This window comes from Alitabrizicola rongguiensis (assembly GCF_021491355.1).
GTDB lineage: Bacteria > Pseudomonadota > Alphaproteobacteria > Rhodobacterales > Rhodobacteraceae > Aliitabrizicola > Aliitabrizicola rongguiensis.
The window spans coordinates 416,726-434,757 of the sequence record NZ_JAKENF010000001.1 but is presented as its reverse complement, the minus strand read 5'-3'; the positions used below and the strand labels follow the sequence as shown (position 1 = coordinate 434,757).

Genomic DNA, 18,032 nt, shown 5'->3' with positions numbered 1-18,032 from the left:
GTTGCCTTCCCGAGACTTTGCGTCAGGCGAGCGTAACGGTCGCCGTATCCAGCCCGTCGATCTCGACCTTGCAGGTCTGGCCCCGGGCGATCGCGCCCACACCCGCCGGAGTTCCGGTAAAGATCAGGTCGCAGGGCCGCAGTTCGACCAGCCGCGACAGATAGGCGAGGATCGAGGAAACCGGCCAGATCATGTCAGCCAGTTCCGCATCCTGTCGCACCACACCGTCCACCAGGCAGCGGATGCGCCCCTGTGGCGGTGATCCGTACACCGAGCGCGCCAGTGCCCCGACCACAGCCGAGTGGTCGAAGCCCTTGGACATATCCCAAGGGCGGCGGGTTGCTTTCGCCTCGGCCTGAAGGTCGCGGCGGGTCAGATCGTTGCCCGCCGCGTAGCCCCAGACATGGGCCAGCGCCCGTTCAACCGGGATCTCGCGGCCGGCGAGGCCAATTGCAACCACGAGTTCTGCCTCGTGATGGAGGTCGCTGGTCATCGGCGGGTAGGGGATCGTCGTCCCGGACTCGACCAGCGCATCCGCCGGTTTGGTGAAGAAGAAGGGCGGCTCCTTGTCCGGGTCGTTGCCCATCTCGCGCGCGTGTTCGGCATAGTTGCGCCCGACACAGAAGATGCGGCGGACCGGAAAGCGCAGGTGACTTCCGCAGATGGCGACCGAGGGTTGTTCCGGTGGAGGGAGGGCGAACGCTGTCATTGCCCCATCGTGAAGCACTGGATCGCGCGCGCCTGAAGGCGGCGGCAGGCAAGGTCGGCCTCGTCCTGGGTCAACCCGACGAAATTCGCGTCATACTTCCCGCCGCTCGCCACGACCTTGCGCAGCCCATTGCTGAGCGTCGTGGTCTCTGCCAGCGCAACCTTGCGCAGCTGTGCTTCGGCCCCCGACCGGCTGTTGAACCGACCGATATTGATGCCCCATTGCCGACCGCCCGAGGTCGAAAGCCGGGTGATCATCTCTGGCGCGGTGTCGGCCGAAGCCATTACTGGCTCGGCGTCCGCATACATATCCTCCGGTTTATGCCGCGGCTTGGTCGAGCCCGAAAGCGAGACGAGCGCCACGGGTTCGGCCGCTTCCGCCGCTGTTCCTGATGTTTCCGTTGCGCCGTCCGCTTCGGCAGAAAGGGCAAGCTGGACAGCATCATCGGTCGCCGAGGATGTGGCCTTGCCATCGTCCTGCGCGGCCGGGTTGGCGGCGGCGACCTGGGTGTCGGCGACTCGCGGCGTAGTCTCCGCCTCGGCAGTCTGCAGTGCACTGTCTTCCGGTGGTGTACTGTTGGCTTCCGCAAGTGCACCTTCGATGCTGTCCTGCAGGGCGGCGATCTCGGTATCGGTCGGGGCGGCGGCCATGTCCGGCCGTGCCTTCGGGCGCTGTGAGGTCTGGACCATGCCGCTGACGCGAATGGTCTTGCCCGCGCCATCAGCCGTTTGCGGCAGGGCGGTATCCTCGCCTGAATCGTCCGCCGCGATGTTCGTCCCGGGCGTGTCGCCGGCATCGGCGTTTGCCATGGCCATGACCGCGTTGTAGTCGATCTCGCCCGGGGCCTTGACCGGCGCGTTGCGCGGCGCCTTCGCAAAGCCAAGGTCCAGCAACTCGGCCATCTTTGCGTTGCGGTGCGCCGTGGACTTGCCACCGAACACGGTCGCAATGATCCGCACGTTTCCACGCTGCGCCGAGGCCGTCAGGTTGAAACCTGCAGGTTCGGTATATCCGGTCTTGATCCCGTCGGCGCCCTTGTAGCTGTCCAGGAAGCGGCGGTTGGTGTTGGCGACTGTCGCTATTCCTGCATCGGTCGTGCGGCGCGAGAAGATGTTGTAGTATTGCGGAAAATCGTAGAACAGCCGCCGACCGAGGATCGACATGTCATGGGCGGTCGAAAGGTGGCCCTTTGCGGTCAGGCCGTTCGCGTTCACGAAAGTCGTGTTCTTCATGCCGATGGCCTTGGCGGTCGCATTCATCCGCCGCGCGAAGCCTTTCTGGGAGCCGCCAAGCGCATCACCAATCGCTGAGGCAGCGTCGTTGGCGGATTTGACCGCTGCGGCCCGGATAAGGTAACGCAGCTGGATCTTCTGTCCGGCCTTCAGGCCAAGCCGCGACGGCGGCTGCGCTGCGGCGTTCTTGCTGACCGTGACCATGCTGTCGAGCGAGATCTCACCATTCTGAATCGCCTGGAAGGTGACGTAGAGCGTCATCATCTTGGTCAGCGAGGCTGGATACAGTCGGGTGTCGGCGTTGTTCGAGTAAAGCGTCTCGCCGGTCCGCGCATCCATGACATAGGCGGCATAGGGGGCTGCCTGCGCAACTGCGCTGAAAAAGAACGCAACGACCATGAAAATGGCGAGCATTCGGCCCAAAATGCGGGCCCGCCAATCATGCTCAAGGCGCGCGACGGCATCGCGTGTCATCATACCTGCCTCGGTTGCCCCTGTTTTTGTTGGGGCTTTTCTGCTCTGCGGGAAGGTTAGCACAGGGATTTGCTTGCGAAAAGCCCTATGATTCAATGGCTTTGGCGCCATTCTTCAGATCGGCTCTCATGCAGAACATCTAGGCGCTCGCCTGAGGTCTCGCCCAATCCATGGTAGTCAGGGCTCCAACGCCCGAACCAGATCTGGCAGCGCTCCCAGATCAGCGATCTCGTGAAAGCGCGGATTGTCACCTGGCGCTTCGGCGGCTTCGTAGCTCCAGGTCAGCGGGTGGGGAACGAAAACACCCCAGCCGCCGGCAGCGATCACCGGCAGGACATCGGATTTCAGCGAGTTGCCGACCATCACGGCCTCGTCCGCGCCGGTTCCGTGGCGCGCAAAGACCCGGGCATAGACCTCGGGGGTCTTGTCGGACACGATCTCGACCGCGTGGAACAGGTCGCCTAGACCGGATTGCGCGAGTTTCCTCTCCTGGTCGAGCAGGTCGCCCTTGGTGACAAGGATCACCCGATGCGTCGCCGCCATCGCCTCGACCGCGGCCCGGGCATGCGGCAGCAGTTCGATCGGATGGGCCAGCATCTCGCGCCCGGCCGCCAGTAGCTCTTCGATGATCGCGGCGGGGACTCGGCGGTCGGTAACCTCGATGGCAGTCTCGATCATCGACAGCACGAAGCCCTTGATGCCGAATCCGTAGTGTCCAAGATTGCGCCGTTCTGCCGCAAGAAGCCGTTCCGACAGGTGGTCGGGGTCTGCATGATCGGCCAGAAGCGCGCGGAAACGATCCTGCGTCATCCGGAAGAACGTCTCGTTCTGCCAGAGCGTATCGTCGGCATCGAAGCCAATGGCGGTGATGGGCATATGTAGTCTCCGGCGGATCTGGCGGGGCCGCAAAGCAGGTCGCATTCCGGGAAAGGCTTATGGACCCCCGAACCCTTTTCCGGCAAGCCCGGTTGCGCTATATGAAGGGAGTCTTTCCAAAGTTGACGTTCTGCACCAACGAGGCTGGCCCGTGACGCTTATTCCTTTCCTTATGGCAGGAAAGACCGATGGATCGGATGGCGACACCTCTGTCGTCACCAAGACACATACGCGCACGCAGCGCCCACCGCTGTACAAGGTGCTGCTTCTGAACGACGACTACACGCCGATGGAATTCGTCGTGCATGTGCTGGAGCGCTTCTTTGGCATGACCCATGCGCAGGCCTTCGAGATCATGCTGACCGTCCACAAGAAGGGTCTTGCCGTGGTCGGCGTGTTTTCCTTCGAGGTGGCCGAAACGAAGGTGGCGCAGGTGATGGATTTCGCCCGCCGCCATCAGCATCCGCTGCAATGCACGATGGAAAAGGAATAAGGCCGGTCCCGGCCGCCCATGCGATCCGCCCGACTGACCCTTGCGCTTGAAAGCGGCGCCGTGGCCCTGCCGCCCGAAGGCCAGGTCGCTGTCTTTCGCCCGCGGATGGGCGATGACCTTTCGGCGCTGCCCAAGGCGCGGGTCGTGGTCGTGCAGGGGTTCAAGCCCGACCATGACGCCTTCGAAGGACTTGGCTATTCGACCCGGATTGCGGGCGAGGGTGGCTATGCGGCCGCGCTGGTCTGCTTGCCGCGCAGTCGGGCTGAGGCCCATGCGACGCTCGCGGCCGCGGCCGAGCAGGTTGTGCCAGGCGGGCCCGTGATCGTCGACGGGCAGAAGACCGATGGCGTGGACTCGATCCACCGCGAACTGCGCGGGCTGGTCGCCGCGACTTCGGCGCTTTCCAAGGCACATGGCAAGATCTTCGCCTTTCCCGCCGGTCCGGAGCTGACCGGTTGGGTAGGGCGGGAAATGGCGATCGAAGGTGGCTACGTCACAAGGCCCGGGGTTTTCTCTGCGGACGGGCCGGATCGCGGGTCGGCCCTGCTTGCCGCGGCGCTGCCCGACAAGCTGCCTGCGCGGGTCGTCGATCTGGGGGCAGGCTGGGGGTATCTTTCCCGGGCCATCCTGCAGCGCGAGGGAGTTCAGCGTCTGGATCTGGTGGAGGCGGAGGCCGAGGCCCTGGACTGCGCGCGGCGAAATGTGATCGATCCTCGGGCGCAGTTCCATTGGGCCGATGCACTGGCCTGGAAGCCGGAAAGCCCCGCCGATGCAGTGGTCTGCAACCCGCCCTTCCATTCTGGCCGTGCCGCCGATCCGGCGCTTGGCGCGGCCTTCATACGGGCAGCTGCCGCGATGATGACCACTTCCGGCACGCTCTGGCTGGTGGCGAACCGACACCTTCCCTATGCGCAGGTCCTGTCCGATTCCTTCCGCGAGGTGGAAGAGATCGGCGGCGACAACGCCTTTCGTCTGACTCTTGCAGCCCGGCCGATCCGGCCGCGCAGCTGAACATCCTGAGGAACATCATGTCCAACTCCATCGCCGGCAAGACCGCTATCGTTACGGGCGCCGCCAATGGCATCGGCCTGGCCGTCGCCCGCCATTTTCTGGAGAAGGGCGCCAATGTGATGGTGGCCGACATGGACGAGGAGGGCTTGGAGGCCGAATTCGGCGCCGAGGCCCAGGGCGAAGGCCCACTGCGGATGTTTGCGGGCGACCTGCGCGAAAAGCTGACCATCGCCAACCTGCTGTCTGCCACGGTTGATGCCTTCAACCGCATCGACATCCTCGTCAATGCCAGCCGTCAGGTCGCGCAGACGGAGAAGCCGCTCACCGTTGGCGAGGACGGGGTCGAGGCGATGCTGCAGCAAAACCTTATCACCAGCTTGCGTATGTCGCAGATGACCGCCAAGCGCATGATTGCGCAGACCGGGACCGATGGCCAGCCGACGGGAGGATCGATCGTCAACCTGACCTCTATCGCCGGGCAAAGGGCGCTGTCGGATCTGATGGGCTATTCCATCGCCTGCGCGGCGCTGGACCAGCTGACGCGGTCGCTTGCGGCTGTCCTTGCGCCAAAGAACATTCGCGTCAATGGGGTGGCCGTCGCCAGCGTCATGAGTGCAAGCCTGCAATCCGCGCTCAGGGATCACCCGGAATGGCATGACCGGATCGTCGCAGCGACGCCGCTTGGCCGGATCGCATCTGCGACCGAGGTGGCCGAAACGGTCCGTTTCCTGTCTTCCGACGCCTCGTCGTTCATCACCGGTCAGATCCTGCCGGTCGACGGCGGGCGGTCGATCCTTGATCCGGTTTCGGTCCCGGCCCATTAGCGTTGGCGGCCTCTCACATCTTGGTGAGAAGCTGCCGGAATAGTCCCCGTTCGTGCCCGATTGGCGCGGAATGCAAATTTGTTTAGTCGGTATCTGCGCTAGGATGCGCACGGTCTCATTGATTGGGGGAACATATGACGATTACCAGACGTGCATTCGGATTGGGCACTGCGAGCCTTCTGGCTTTGGCCGCTGCGACAGGCCGGGGCCTTGCCGAAGGGCCTGTCCTCGACTTCGTCGAAGGGACCGAAGAGTTTGGCACCGCTGTCGACGCCTACATCTATGGCTATCCGCTGGTCACGATGGAGTTGACCCGCCGCATCATCACCAACGTCGCGGAGCCGGTCGGCACACGCGGGCCGATGGGCACGATCATCAAGCTGCGCGAATATCCCGACGCCAGCTTCCGCGACATCACCGCGCCGAATGCCGATACGCTTTATACCACGGCGTTCTTCGACGTGGGCGACGAGCCCTGGGTTCTGGATCAGCCCGACATGGGCGATCGCTACTTCCTGCTTCCACTTCTGTCGGGCTGGACGGACGTCTTCGAGGTGCCCGGCAGCCGCACGACCGGCGGTGCCGCGAAGACCTTCCTCATCACCGGGCCTGGCTGGTCGGGTTCGGTTCCGGACGGGATGGTCGAGCTGAAATCGCCGACCGCCATGGTCTGGCTGCTGGGCCGGATCTACTGCACCGGCACGCCCGAGGATTATGCGGCGGTGCACAAACTTCAGGATGCGTTCAAGCTGCAGCCGCTGAGCACCTGGGGCAAGGACTACACGCCGCCCGCCGGCAAGGTTGACCCCTCGATCGATATGAAGACCCCGACGCGTGATCAGGTGAACGCGCTTTCGACGAGCGAGTATTTCACCCTGCTCGCCGACCTGATGAAGCGCAACCCGCCGGCCGCAGCGGACGCGCCGGCGCTGGAACGCTTTGCTCGGATTGGCCTTGTCCCTGGCAAGGACTTCGACGCAAAGGTCTTGGATGAGCGGTTCGACAAGCGGGTCCCTGCCCTTGGCTATGACCGCATCATGCTGCACTTCATCGACTCCGATGGCGACATGACGCGCGAGAACGGCTGGTCGTTCACGATCAAGGCCGGAACCTATGGCACGAACTACATCCAGCGGGCGCTGATCACGGCGATCGGTCTTGGCGCGAACCGGCCGCAGGACGCGATCTATCCGACGTCTCTGAAGCCGGATCTGGTGCAGGACTACAGCGGCGAGCACAAGTACACGATGGTCTTCCCGAAGGGTCAGACCCCGCCGGTCAAGGGTTTCTGGTCGCTGACGATGTATGACGAGCAGATGTTCTTCGTCGCGAACCCGATCAACCGCTACTCGATGAGTGTGCGGACCAACCCGACCTACGGCGAGGATGGTTCACTCACGATCTACATCCAGAACGAGTCTCCCGGCGCCGACAAGGAGGCGAACTGGCTGCCCGCACCGCAGGGCAAGTTCCACCTCATGCTGCGGATGTACTGGCCGGACGAGTCGCCGCCCTCGATCATAGACGGGTCGTGGAAGATCCCGCCGGTCAAGAAGGTCTGACGATCGCGGCGCGGCCCCCAGGCGGGGGCCGCGTCATTCCGGATAGAGCGCCTTGCACTGGGCCACTGCCGGGGCGGCCTGCTTGTTCAAACGGGTCTGCTGTTTGCGCAACTGGGCGAGCTTCTGCTTTTCGGCATCAAGGTCGATGGCGATGGGACGGGTCGTCGTGACCGCTTCATCCACCCAGCAGTTCTGGGGCACGTAGACCCATTGCACCGAACCGTTCGGCTGCCGGACGGGAATGTTGCCGCCGCAGGGCTGCACCGTCGGCACCACCGTGGTCTGCTGGACCGTTCCGTAGCCGCGCGCGAGGTTGATCTCGGATTGCGTGATGAGGTCATTCACCACCTGCAGGTCGCGCGTGACGCTGTTGATGCAGCGCTGCTGCGGCGTGGCGCATGCGGCCAGCAGCAGCAGAAGGGCAAGCGGGGCACGAGGTGACATGGCGACTCCGGGTGGCGTTCCGTCAGGATAGCTGGGTGCGCGGCGGCTGCAAATCCCCGTCACTGTCTGGACCTTGCGTGGCGGAGGATGTTAGCTGAGCCAAGCTCAGGGAGACTGCCGATGACCGTCGATTTCGAGACCCGCAAGGCTCGCGCTGCCGCGTGGTTTCACGAATTGCGCGACCGTATTGTCGCGGCCTTCGAAGGGTTGGAGGATCGCGGGGCAGGCAATGGTCCTGCCGGTCGGTTCGAGGTGACGCCGACGACCCGTGCAGATGGCGGTGGCGGGTTGATGAGCGTGATGCGCGGTGGCCGCGTGTTCGAGAAGGTGGGGGTGAACTGGTCCGAGGTTCACGGCACGCTTGGCGAACGGGCGCAAAGGGCAATGGCGGCCCGCGGTGTGCCGGGGATGGATCGTGATCCGCGCTTCTGGGCCAGCGGGATCAGCCTTGTGGCCCATATGCAGAACCCGCATACGCCAGCCGTCCACATGAACACCCGCATGTTCTGGACCCCGGGTGCCTGGTGGTTCGGGGGTGGGGCGGATCTCAATCCCTGCATCGAATATGCCGAGGACACCGCGCATTTCCACGCGCAGATGCAGGCCGCCTGCGATGCGCATTCGCCCGACTACTACCCGCGCTTCAAGGCCTGGGCGGACGAGTATTTCTTCGTGCCGCATCGCGGCCGGGCGCGGGGCGTTGGTGGGATCTTCTTCGACGATCTGAACACGGGCGACTGGGAGGCGGATTTTGCCTTTACGCGGTCCGTGGGCGAAGCTTTCCTGCCTGCTTTCCTGCCGGTGACAGAGCGGCGGCTTGGCACCGCTTGGACCGATGCCGACCGCGAGACGCAGCTGATCCATCGCGGGCTTTATGCCGAGTACAACCTTGTCTATGACCGCGGCACGAAGTTCGGGCTGGAAACCGGGCACGATGCCAATGCGGTGCTGATGAGCCTGCCGCCTGTCGCGAAGTGGCCCTGAGCTATTCCTTGCACAGGTAGACGAGCCCGCCGACCGTCACCACAGTGACCGCTGCCGCGCCGACCTCGGCCGGGGCAGCGGCTGCGGCCAGCGCGGTAGAGCCAAGGCGGGTCAACGCGCCCGCCACGGCGACCGCCTTGCCGGTGAGGCTGACCGCGCCGTTGTCTTGCGTCAGCAGCTGCACGTCCTGCGTGGTCTGCGCCACTTCAGCGGCCCCGGTCGCGCTGGCGGCCAGTCCCGTCAGCGCAAGCACGGTGTCCTTCGAGGCGTTCACCCGCTGGCAGAAGCTCTTGGATGGTTTGCGGCAGATGGCATAAGGGTCGCGTTCGCCTTCGCTATAACCGGTATAGGTCTTGGTCTTTCGGTCGTATTGCAGGCAGAACGTGCCCCGCTGATCGTCGGTCAGGTCGGGCGTCAGATAGCGCAGGGTCACGTATCCGGGACAGGTGATCTTGCCCCAGTCGCCGAACCAGTTCTCCTTGAAGGTCGTGTTTTCGCTGACCCTCGGATCTTCGGGATCGAAGAACAGCGGTACCTCGCCGCCATTCACCGAGGTCGTACAGGGCGAAAGCTCTGCCCTTGCGGCACCGGCAGACACGAGAACGATCAAGAGCATGGCGAGGCGCATCGGCACGGACCCGGGTTGAAGCATCCCCGTCCTGACGGCAATGCGGACCGGGCGCAAGACGTGAGAGTTCATGCTTTCGCGCCGGTCAATAGGCGCGCGTAAACCCGCCATCCTGCAGCAGGTTTATGCCTGTCAGGTGGTCGGAGACTGGAGAGAGAAGCATCGCAATCGTCGCTGCCGCCTCCTCCGGCGTGCCGTACTTCCGCAGCGGCACGTTATCGGTCTCGGCGCCGATCTGTTCGGCTACGGTCACGCCATTGGCCGAGGCCCGCTGCTGGATCAGTTCCAGATAGTGGGGGGTCAGCGCGCCGCCGAAAGAGACGGTGTTCACATGGATGCCGCGCGGCCCGAGCGCGAAGGCCAGGACCTTGGCCTCGGCAAGCCAGGCCGTGCGCAGCACGTTTCCGGTGGCATAGTGGCCGAGGACCTGTGCCGATGAGATACCCGAGACAATGACGATCTTTGCTCGGAGACTGGTTGCCGGATCGGACTTCATATGAGGCAGGGCCTGCTTCAGGACCTCAAGCGGCCCGATGAAACTGGCAGCAAAGAGCTGGTTCCAGGCTTCTACTGGCGGTAGCGGATCGTTGGAACGGGCAGGCTGCGGCGGCATCAGCACGGCGCCTTGCAAGGGCACATCGAGGTCGGTTAGTGCCGCGCCGAACCGCTCGACCGAGGAGATATCGGCCATGTCCAGCGGCACGGCATGGAATGGCCCCGGATATTCTGCCTCCAGGGTATCGCAAAGGGACCGGAGATCAGACCGCGTTCTCGCGGCAAGGATCAGTTCCCGTCCTTCGGCCGCCAGCCGGGCGCAGAGCGGGCGCCCCATCCCACCCGTTGCCCCGGTTATCAGGACGGCGCCTTGTTCACGGATTGCCATGGTCGGTTCTCCTGCTGGTGTCAGGGAACTGTAGCACGCGCCCCGGCAGGATGCAGGCGGCGCGTCAGCCGCGCAGAATGCGGCCGAGGCGGGCGATCCCCTCGTCGATCTGCGCGTCCGAGGCACAGGCGAAGGACAGACGCAGGGTATTGCGGTTCGACCCGTCGGCAAAGAAGGCGCCGCCCGGCACGAAGGCCACCCGTTGCTCGGCAACCGCGCGGGTGAGCAGCTGCGCCCCGTCCATGCCTTCGGGCAGCGTCAACCAGATGAACATCCCGCCTTCGGGACGGTTGAAGGTCACGCCCTTCGGCATTTCGCGCTCCAGCGCCGCAACCATCCGGTCGCGCCGATGGCCATAGGTGGCGCGCAGCTTGGCGACATGGCTGTCGAACAGGCTTGCCGCGACACGGTGCGTCACGATCTGGTTAATGGTCGAGGAATGAAGATCCGCCGCCTGCTTCATCAGGACCAGCCGACCGATCACCTCTTTCGCGGCGCAGACCCAGCCGACGCGCAGTCCGGGGGCGAGCGTCTTCGAGAAAGATCCGCAATAGATCGTCCTCGTGTTCTCGATCCCACCCGACCGGGCGATATCGAGTGCGAGGATCGGGGGAACCGGATCGCCGTCGTAGCGGAGCGACTGGTAGGCGGCATCCTCGATGATCGCGATGTCCAGCGCCTCGGCCTGATCCAGCAGGGCCTCGCGGCCGGCAAGGTCCACCGTCTGGCCGGTCGGGTTGGCAAAATCCGCGGACAGATAGGCGAACTTGATGCGCCCGCCCGCTTCTGCAGCCTCGACCTTCAAAGCCTCGGGCGCGGCATTGCCCTTTGGATCAAGGCGGATGTAGCGTGGTTCATAGGCGTTGAAGGCGCCAAGCGCGCCAAGGTAGGTCGGCCACCCGACCATCGCCGTATCGCCCGGCGACAGCATCAGCTTGCCAAGGTAATCGAGCCCCTGCTGTGACCCCGAGGTGATCAAGATGTTGTCGGCGGAGCAATCGATCCCGATATCGCCCATCCGGTTCGCGATCCATTCGCGCAGCGGCTTGTAGCCTTCGGAGACAGAGTATTGCAGCGCCGCTCCGGCCTGTGCCCCGCCCATCGTCTCGGCAAAGGCGGTGGCAAAGGCAGCGGCGGGGAACAGGGCGGGATCGGGGATGCCGCCCGCAAACGAGATGATGTCGGGCTGGTCGAGCAGCTTCAGAAGCTCCCGGATCTCCGACGCCTTCATTCGCGTGCTGCGCGTTGCCAGCACCTGTGACCATTGCATGACGATCTCCCCCGTCCGAACGCGCGGAGACTGCGCCGCGGTCGGGAATAAGTCAATAAGGCTGACCTTGATCGCTTCAGCCGCCGCGTACGACCTCGATCATGCGCGCGACGTTGTCAGGATCGGCCTCGGGCGTGATGCCATGGCCGAGGTTGAAGATGTGCGGCCCTTTCGCGAAGGCTCGGACAACCTGGCGGATTGCCGTGTCCATCTCGGGGCCGCCGGTCACCATATAGCCGGGCGCAAGATTGCCCTGCACGCAGCCGTCGACCTGCACATTGGCCGCTGCCCATTCGGGGCTGACGGAATTGTCCAGCGCCACACAGTCGGCGCCAGTTGCCCTGGCGAAGCCGACATAGCCCTGACCCGCCTCGCGCGGGAAGGCGATGATCGGCAGGCCGGGATGGCGGGACTTGAGCTCTGCGATGATCCTGGCAGTCGGTGCGACGGCAAAATCGGTGAAGTCCTGCCCCTTGAGCGAGCCCGCCCAGCTGTCGAACAGCTTCACCACCTCGGCTCCGACTTGCACCTGCATCGAAAGATAGTCGATTGTCGCGTCCGTCAGCCGGTCGATCAGCGCCTGAAAGGCCGCGCGATCCGAGGTTTTCAGCGCATGGGCCGGCCCCTGGTCGCGGGTGCCGCGACCGGCGACCATGTAGGTGGCCACCGTCCAGGGCGCGCCGGCAAAGCCTATCAGCGTCGTCTCCTTCGGCAGTTCCCGCGAAAGGATGCGGACGGTCTCATAGACCGGCGCGAGAGTGTCGTGGATCGCATCCGCCGGTTTCAGCGCTTCGATTTCGGCAGCGGAGGTGACGGTGGACAGCCGCGGCCCTTCGCCGGTCTCGAACCACAGTTTCGCGCCGAGCGCCTGACAGATCAGCAGGATGTCCGCGAACAGGATCGCCGCATCGAAGCCGAAGCGGCGGATCGGTTGCAGAGTGACCTCCGCCGCAAGATCGGGCGTATAGCATAGGGACAGGAAATCCCCGGCCTGCGCGCGCGTCGCGCGGTACTCGGGCAGGTAACGCCCCGCCTGCCGCATCATCCAGATCGGGGGGGTCGGCAGGACCTCGCCCTTCAGGGCGCGCAGAATGGTCTTTTCGGTCATGGGCGGGCTCCTTCCTGCTTCTCCGTCGAGGCTGTTCGGTTGCTTGTCAAGCGGGGTGCGGGTTGTCAGGCGGATTTGACACATGTAATCCCAGTGTCATGACATTTTCCCTGCCGACGCCCGCCCAGCCCCTGAAGATCGGAACCCGTGGCTCGCCGCTGGCGCTGGCGCAGGCGCATGAGACTCGCGACCGCCTGAGGGCGGCCTTCGACCTGCCCGAAGCCGCGTTCGAGATCGTGGTCATCAAAACGACCGGCGACCGAGTGCTGGACCGCCCGTTGAAAGAGATCGGCGGCAAGGGTCTGTTCACCCGCGAGATCGAAGACGCGTTGCTGGCGTGCGAGATCGACATCGCCGTCCATTCGATGAAGGACATGCCGACGCTGCAGCCCGACGGACTGCTTCTTGACTGTTACCTCCCGCGCGAGGATGTGCGGGATGCCTTCGTCTCGCCCACGGTCGCCTCTCTGGCGGAACTGCCCGAAGGCGCAGTCGTCGGGTCGTCCAGCTTGCGCCGCCGGGCGCAACTGGCGCTACGGCGCCCCGATCTGAAGCTGGTCGAATTCCGCGGCAATGTGCAGACCCGCATGCGCAAGCTCGAGGATGGTGTCGCGGTCGCGACCTTCCTCGCCATGGCAGGACTGAACCGCCTTGGCATGATCCATGTCGCTCGGTCGGCCATCGCGCCGGAAGATATGCTGCCCGCCGTTGCGCAAGGTGCGATCGGGATCGAGCGCCGCGCCGATGATGCCCGCGCCGCCGAGATGCTGGCGGCGATCCATCATCGGGAAACCGGGCTCCGCCTTGCCGCCGAACGCAGCCTTCTCGCCGGCCTGGACGGGTCCTGCGAAACCCCGATCGCGGGATTGGCGGTGATCCAGGGCGATCAGCTGTGGCTCCGAGGCGAAATTCTTCGCCCCGATGGCAGCGACGCAATCCGGGGCGAACGGCGCGGTTCGCTGCTGGAAGGCGCACGGCTTGGATCGGACCTCGCCGCCGAGTTGCTGGCGCAGGCGCCGACGGATTTCTTTGCGTGGCGCTGATGCAATGGCTGTCTGATTTGTCACGCAACTGATTCCGATCTGTCGCGAATCTGTTAACTTTACGCCTCGACCACAAATTGAGGGTGGGGCATGGCAAACGCAGCATTAGGGCAAGCTGCCACTTCAGATCTTTACGCAAAGGTGAGTTTAGCGCTGGAGGAGCATTCCGGGCGGATTAAGGCTCTCGAACTCCTGGACGGCAGTCGCGTCTGGCTGAAGCGGGCAGAAGAGCTTTCTCCGCGCCTGCGGGTGCTGAAGGGCGATGCAGCCAAGGGGCTGGAGCGCGACCGCACAGGCCTGCGGCTGCTGGCCGGCGCGGGCCTGCCTGTCGCGCCGATCCTCTTGGAGGGTACCGATTATTTCGTCACTCCTGACCTGGGCAGGACGCTGCACGCCATGATTCTCGACCCCGAGACCGACCGGGCAGATCTACTTGCCGCCTTTGCTTCGGCGGGCGCGACTCTTGCCGAACTTCACAACAGCGGATTCTGCCACGGTCGTCCGGCCATGCGCGATATCTGCTGGGATGGCAAGCGGGTCCATTTCATCGATCTGGAATGCTTCAGGCCCGGCAAGTCGGGTCCGAAGGCCTATTCAAAGGACCTCCTGATCCTTCTGCACAACATCCTGTCGCGCAATCGCGACTCCAGGGTGCTGGCGGACGAGATGATCCGCACCTATCGCGAAGCGGCGCCGCCGGGCGTTTTGCAGCATCTGCGGGTCCGCGCCATGTCACTGTCGTGGCTCATTCCGCTGACAGCGCCCGTGCGGCGGCTCAAGCCATCCTCGCGCGAGTTGCATGCTGTTCCGGCCACGCTTCAGTTCATCTGGGGGCTTGGCATCGCCTGACGTGGCCACGCTGCGTCAGCGCGGCAGGATCTTGCCCGGGTTCATCAGATCCGCGGGATCCAGTGCGCGCTTGATCCGGCCCATGATCTCCAAGGCGACCGGATCCTTCCGCCGCGCCATGGACGGCTGTTTCGACAGGCCGACCCCGTGCTCGGCCGAGAAACTGCCGCCGAGTTCCTGAACCACGTCCTCGACCGTCTCTAGGATGCGGTCGTTCAGATCAGGATCGTCGCGTGTCGGATAGACCGAGAAATGCAGGTTGCCGTCGCCCAGATGTGCGACTGTCACCGTCTGGTGTCCGGGGTCGAGCTTTTCCAGCCGCGCGGGCACTTCCGCCATGAAATGGGCAACGGCGTTGAGCGGCACGGCGACATCGGTATCGACGAAGGGATACATGCCATGGGTCAGCTCCGCCGCTGCCTCGCGCCGGGCCCACATGGTGCGGCGCTGCGCCTCGTTCCGGGCGAGGACTGCGTCGAGCACCATGCCCTCTTCCATCATCTGCGCGAGAGTTTCCTCCAGCAGAGCCTCCAGCGGCACGGTTCCGTCCTCGCCTGCTGTCGTGTCGCGCGGGGCGGTCGAGCCCAGTTCGACGAGGATCGTCGTATCGTGGATCGTGGTGAAGGGCTGGCCCAGATCGGGGCGGATGGAAGCCATCCGCTCCGAATAGCTGCGCGGCATGTATTCGAAGGCCTCGACCTGCCCGCCAGTGGCTTCCTGCAAACGGTTCAGAAGCGTCAGCGCATCCGCCAGGCTGCGGGCGGCCAGCGTGGCCGTGGCGAAGGCGCGGGACTTCGGTACCAGTTTCATCACCGCGGCGGTGATGACACCTAGCGTGCCTTCGGCGCCGATGAACAGGTCCTTCAGATCGTAACCGGAATTGTCCTTGTGCAATTGGCTCATGAGGTTCAGGACCCGGCCATCGGCCAGAACCACCTCGACGCCGAGACAGAGCGTGCGGGTAGAGCCATAGCGAAGCACATTCGATCCGCCGGCATTGGTGGACAGCACACCGCCGATCACCGCCGAGCCGCGCGCCCCGAACCAGAGCGGAAAGTTCAGGTCCACGGCATCGGCGGCCTCATGCAGACTGCTCAGGATCACGCCGGCCTCGACCACGGCGATGCGTGCCTCGGGCCGGATCTCGCGGATCCGGTTCATCCGCTCGAGCGACAGCAGGATGCCGCCGGTTGTCATGCGCCCGCCGACAAGACCGGTGCGCCCGCCCGAAGGGATGATCGGCACCCCCGCCGCGCCTGCCGCGCGCACCACGGCCGCAACCTCGGCTGTTGAGGTCGGGCGGACGACGCAGAGCGGGGCGGCGCTGTATTTGCCTGTCCAATCATGGATATGGCCTTCCATGTCTGCCCCGGTGAGGATCTGTGCCGGTCCGACGATACCGGTCAGTTCCGCGATCAGATCCATGGCGCCAACTCCGCACTGTTTCTCGGCATGTGAGGCCAAATTCAGCGCCAAGGCCAGAGGCGAAATCGCCGGATCGACCGGGAGCGTCCATTGCCGCCATCCAATGACGTTTCCTGACCAGAGCGGTGGACTGCGCCTTCTAGACTGAACATCTCAGCCAGAAAGGTTTCAGCCCGTGACGACTGCCGATCCGCTTCTCCAGCCCTATCGACTGAAACACCTGACCCTGCGCAACCGGGTCATGTCGACCTCTCACGAGCCTGCCTATTCAGAGGATGGGATGCCCAAGGCGCGCTATCGGCTCTACCATGCCGAGAAGGCGCGGGGCGGCATGGCGCTGACGATGACAGCGGGCTCGGCCGTAGTCAGTCGCGACAGCCCGCAGGCCTTCGGCAACCTGCACGCCTGGGATGACGCGATCGTGCCATGGCTGGCGGAACTGGCTGACGAATGCCACGAGCTTGGCTCGGCGGTGATGATCCAGCTCACGCATCTTGGGCGACGGACGGGGTGGAACAAGAGCGAATGGCTGCCGGTGCTGTCGCCAAGTTCGGTGCGGGAGCCGGCGCACCGGGCCTTCCCCAAGGTCGCCGAGGACTGGGACCTTGAACGCATCATCGCCGACTATGCCAGCGCTGCGCAGCGGATGCAGGCCGCCGGCCTCGACGGGATCGAGTTCGAAGCCTACGGCCACCTGATGGATGCCTTCTGGTCGCCCGCGACGAACAAGCGGACCGATGAATGGGGCGGCAGCCTCGACAACCGCTTGCGCTTCACCCATCGGGTGCTGGACGCCGTGCGGGCGGCAGTCGGACCGGACTTCATCGTCGGCCTGCGAATGGTTGCGGATGAAGACTGGGACAAGGGGCTGAGCAAGGCCGAGGGGGTCGAGATCGCGACCCGGCTGGCGGCCAGCGGCAAGATCGACTTCATCAACCTGATCCGTGGCCATATCGAAACCGATGCAGCGTTGACCGGCGTGATCCCGATCCAGGGAATGCGGTCGGCCCCGCATCTCGATTTTGCCGGCGAGGTGCGGGAGGCGACGAAGTTCCCGGTCTTCCACGCGGCGCGAATCCCCGACGTGGCGACGGCGCGCCATGCGATCGCCTCGGGCAAGCTCGACATGGTCGGCATGACCCGCGCCCATATCGCTGATCCGCATATCGTGGCGAAGGTCATCGCCGGGCAGGAGGACCGTATCCGCCCCTGCGTCGGCGCTACCTATTGCCTTGACCGGATCTACGAGGGTGGCGAGGCGCTTTGCATCCACAATGCCGCGACGGGCCGCGAGGCGCGAATGCCGCATGTAATCCCGAAGGCGGCGCAGGCGAAGCGCGTCGTGATCGTGGGGGCTGGACCCGCAGGGCTGGAAGCCGCGCGCGTTGCGGGAGAGCGCGGGCATCGGGTCGTGCTGATGGAAGCGTCGGACCGACCGGGCGGCCAGGTCAACGTGCTGGCGCAGAACCCGCGCCGCAAGGAGATGATCGGCATCGTCGATTGGCGGGTCGCGGAACTGGACCGGCTGGACGTCGAGGCGCGGTACAATCTCTGGGCCGAGGCCGCCGACGTGCTGGCGGAGACCCCCGACGTGGTGATCGTTGCGACTGGCGGCCTGCCTCAGCCCCCGGATGTCGAGGGGGCGGATCTGGGTGTCTCGAGCTGGGACATCCTGTCGGGCGCGGTGAAACCGGCGGCGCGGGTGCTGGTCTATGACGACAATGGCGGCCATCCGGCGATGAGCGCCGCTGAAGTGATCGCGCGCGGAGGCGCGGCCGTGGAACTCGTAAGCCCGGAGCGGTTCTTTGCGCCCGAGATGGGAGGGTTGAACCACACGCCCTACATGCGTGCCTTCCAGGAAACGGGCGTGCGCGTGACGATCAACACACGGGTCACGGCGCTTCGTCGGGCGGGGAACGCGATCCGAGTCACGCTCGGGTCCGACTATGCGCCCGGCTGGTCAGAGGAGCGCGAGGTGGATCAGGTCATCGTCGAGCATGGTACCGCCCCGCTCGACGACCTTTACTTCGCGTTGAAGCCTGACAGCCGGAACCTGGGCGAGGTCGACTATGGTGCGCTGATCGGGTCGGGCGATCTGTTCCCGGTCCGAAACCCGCAGGGGCGTTTCGTCCTCTACCGCATCGGCGATGCGGTCCAGTCGCGCAACATACATGCGGGCATCTACGACGCGCTGCGCTATGGCATCCGCTGGTAGGC

The 18,032-nt window shown here is 64.8% G+C and carries 17 protein-coding genes; 8 read left to right on the top strand and 9 right to left on the bottom strand.

Annotated features, from left to right (window positions below; all coding sequences use genetic code 11):
- Window positions 1-22: 22 nt before the first annotated feature.
- The 3 genes from L0V05_RS02125 to L0V05_RS02115 form a co-directional block, all read right to left on the bottom strand.
- Complete coding sequence (locus L0V05_RS02125) at window positions 23-709, bottom strand: fumarylacetoacetate hydrolase family protein (RefSeq protein WP_234868016.1); 687 nt, start codon at window positions 707-709, stop codon at window positions 23-25.
- Window positions 706-2,355 carry a D-alanyl-D-alanine carboxypeptidase family protein gene (locus L0V05_RS02120; RefSeq protein ID WP_234868006.1) on the bottom strand — a complete coding sequence of 550 codons (1,650 nt, stop codon included), beginning with the start codon at window positions 2,353-2,355 and terminating at the stop codon, window positions 706-708. Before L0V05_RS02120 ends, L0V05_RS02125 begins: the two co-directional genes overlap by 4 nt.
- Window positions 2,356-2,592: 237 nt before the next feature.
- On the bottom strand, window positions 2,593-3,291 hold the full coding sequence (locus tag L0V05_RS02115; RefSeq protein WP_234868004.1) for an HAD family hydrolase: 699 nt from the start codon (window positions 3,289-3,291) through the stop codon (window positions 2,593-2,595).
- 172 nt (window positions 3,292-3,463) lie between these two features.
- Here L0V05_RS02115 and clpS point away from each other — a divergent pair, with 172 nt between their 5' ends.
- From clpS to L0V05_RS02095, 4 genes are all read left to right on the top strand, one after another.
- Window positions 3,464-3,784 (top strand): ATP-dependent Clp protease adapter ClpS, encoded by a 321-nt coding sequence (gene clpS, locus L0V05_RS02110; RefSeq protein WP_234869174.1) that lies wholly within the window; start codon window positions 3,464-3,466, stop codon window positions 3,782-3,784.
- A gap of 18 nt (window positions 3,785-3,802) precedes the next feature.
- Window positions 3,803-4,795 (top strand): class I SAM-dependent methyltransferase, encoded by a 993-nt coding sequence (locus tag L0V05_RS02105; RefSeq protein WP_234868002.1) that lies wholly within the window; start codon window positions 3,803-3,805, stop codon window positions 4,793-4,795.
- A gap of 17 nt (window positions 4,796-4,812) precedes the next feature.
- A complete protein-coding gene (locus tag L0V05_RS02100; RefSeq protein WP_234868000.1) occupies window positions 4,813-5,619 on the top strand; it encodes an SDR family NAD(P)-dependent oxidoreductase in 807 nt (268 codons plus the stop codon).
- Between the two features lie 134 nt (window positions 5,620-5,753).
- Window positions 5,754-7,181 (top strand): DUF1254 domain-containing protein, encoded by a 1,428-nt coding sequence (locus tag L0V05_RS02095; protein ID WP_234867998.1) that lies wholly within the window; start codon window positions 5,754-5,756, stop codon window positions 7,179-7,181.
- Window positions 7,182-7,214: 33 nt separating this feature from the next.
- Here L0V05_RS02095 and L0V05_RS02090 read toward each other — a convergent pair whose 3' ends face one another.
- Window positions 7,215-7,625: a hypothetical protein gene (locus L0V05_RS02090; RefSeq protein WP_234867996.1), complete on the bottom strand. Its 411-nt coding sequence runs from the start codon at window positions 7,623-7,625 to the stop codon at window positions 7,215-7,217.
- Window positions 7,626-7,745: 120 nt separating this feature from the next.
- Between L0V05_RS02090 and hemF the strand changes: the two genes are divergently transcribed.
- Window positions 7,746-8,609, top strand: coding sequence for an oxygen-dependent coproporphyrinogen oxidase (gene hemF / locus L0V05_RS02085; RefSeq protein ID WP_234867993.1), 864 nt, complete (start codon window positions 7,746-7,748; stop codon window positions 8,607-8,609).
- 1 nt (window position 8,610) lies between these two features.
- Here hemF and L0V05_RS02080 read toward each other — a convergent pair whose 3' ends face one another.
- The 4 genes from L0V05_RS02080 to hemE all read right to left on the bottom strand — a co-directional run bounded on the left by L0V05_RS02080 (window position 8,611) and on the right by hemE (window position 12,498).
- Window positions 8,611-9,309, bottom strand: coding sequence for a hypothetical protein (locus tag L0V05_RS02080; protein WP_234867991.1), 699 nt, complete (start codon window positions 9,307-9,309; stop codon window positions 8,611-8,613).
- A 13-nt stretch (window positions 9,310-9,322) separates the two neighbouring features.
- Window positions 9,323-10,120, bottom strand: coding sequence for an SDR family oxidoreductase (locus L0V05_RS02075; RefSeq protein WP_234867989.1), 798 nt, complete (start codon window positions 10,118-10,120; stop codon window positions 9,323-9,325).
- 64 nt (window positions 10,121-10,184) lie between these two features.
- Window positions 10,185-11,390 (bottom strand): aminotransferase-like domain-containing protein, encoded by a 1,206-nt coding sequence (locus L0V05_RS02070; RefSeq protein ID WP_234867986.1) that lies wholly within the window; start codon window positions 11,388-11,390, stop codon window positions 10,185-10,187.
- Window positions 11,391-11,466: 76 nt separating this feature from the next.
- Window positions 11,467-12,498 carry a uroporphyrinogen decarboxylase gene (hemE, locus tag L0V05_RS02065; RefSeq protein ID WP_234867984.1) on the bottom strand — a complete coding sequence of 344 codons (1,032 nt, stop codon included), beginning with the start codon at window positions 12,496-12,498 and terminating at the stop codon, window positions 11,467-11,469.
- A 98-nt stretch (window positions 12,499-12,596) separates the two neighbouring features.
- On the opposite strand from hemE, the gene hemC reads away from it, so the two are divergent.
- On the top strand, window positions 12,597-13,541 hold the full coding sequence (hemC, locus tag L0V05_RS02060) for a hydroxymethylbilane synthase (RefSeq protein WP_234867982.1): 945 nt from the start codon (window positions 12,597-12,599) through the stop codon (window positions 13,539-13,541).
- 141 nt (window positions 13,542-13,682) lie between these two features.
- Window positions 13,683-14,390: a BUD32 family EKC/KEOPS complex subunit gene (locus L0V05_RS02055; protein WP_234867980.1), complete on the top strand. Its 708-nt coding sequence runs from the start codon at window positions 13,683-13,685 to the stop codon at window positions 14,388-14,390.
- Window positions 14,391-14,405: 15 nt separating this feature from the next.
- Here L0V05_RS02055 and L0V05_RS02050 read toward each other — a convergent pair whose 3' ends face one another.
- A complete protein-coding gene (locus L0V05_RS02050; protein ID WP_234867977.1) occupies window positions 14,406-15,815 on the bottom strand; it encodes an FAD-binding oxidoreductase in 1,410 nt (469 codons plus the stop codon).
- Window positions 15,816-15,990: 175 nt separating this feature from the next.
- Between L0V05_RS02050 and L0V05_RS02045 the strand changes: the two genes are divergently transcribed.
- A complete protein-coding gene (locus L0V05_RS02045) occupies window positions 15,991-18,030 on the top strand; it encodes an oxidoreductase (RefSeq protein WP_234867975.1) in 2,040 nt (679 codons plus the stop codon).
- Window positions 18,031-18,032: the final 2 nt, after the last annotated feature.

Coding starts and splice junctions, on each gene's coding strand:
- hemC (WP_234867982.1), top strand. CDS start 12,597: ATGACATTTTCCCTGCCGACGCCCGCCCAGCCCCTGAAGATCGGAACC.
- hemF (WP_234867993.1), top strand. CDS start 7,746: ATGACCGTCGATTTCGAGACCCGCAAGGCTCGCGCTGCCGCGTGGTTT.
- L0V05_RS02050 (WP_234867977.1), bottom strand. CDS start 15,815: ATGGATCTGATCGCGGAACTGACCGGTATCGTCGGACCGGCACAGATC.
- L0V05_RS02075 (WP_234867989.1), bottom strand. CDS start 10,120: ATGGCAATCCGTGAACAAGGCGCCGTCCTGATAACCGGGGCAACGGGT.
- L0V05_RS02115 (WP_234868004.1), bottom strand. CDS start 3,291: ATGCCCATCACCGCCATTGGCTTCGATGCCGACGATACGCTCTGGCAG.
- clpS (WP_234869174.1), top strand. CDS start 3,464: ATGGCAGGAAAGACCGATGGATCGGATGGCGACACCTCTGTCGTCACC.
- L0V05_RS02090 (WP_234867996.1), bottom strand. CDS start 7,625: ATGTCACCTCGTGCCCCGCTTGCCCTTCTGCTGCTGCTGGCCGCATGC.
- L0V05_RS02120 (WP_234868006.1), bottom strand. CDS start 2,355: ATGCTCGCCATTTTCATGGTCGTTGCGTTCTTTTTCAGCGCAGTTGCG.
- hemE (WP_234867984.1), bottom strand. CDS start 12,498: ATGACCGAAAAGACCATTCTGCGCGCCCTGAAGGGCGAGGTCCTGCCG.
- L0V05_RS02070 (WP_234867986.1), bottom strand. CDS start 11,390: ATGCAATGGTCACAGGTGCTGGCAACGCGCAGCACGCGAATGAAGGCG.
- L0V05_RS02080 (WP_234867991.1), bottom strand. CDS start 9,309: ATGAACTCTCACGTCTTGCGCCCGGTCCGCATTGCCGTCAGGACGGGG.
- L0V05_RS02105 (WP_234868002.1), top strand. CDS start 3,803: ATGCGATCCGCCCGACTGACCCTTGCGCTTGAAAGCGGCGCCGTGGCC.
- L0V05_RS02095 (WP_234867998.1), top strand. CDS start 5,754: ATGACGATTACCAGACGTGCATTCGGATTGGGCACTGCGAGCCTTCTG.
- L0V05_RS02125 (WP_234868016.1), bottom strand. CDS start 709: ATGACAGCGTTCGCCCTCCCTCCACCGGAACAACCCTCGGTCGCCATC.
- L0V05_RS02100 (WP_234868000.1), top strand. CDS start 4,813: ATGTCCAACTCCATCGCCGGCAAGACCGCTATCGTTACGGGCGCCGCC.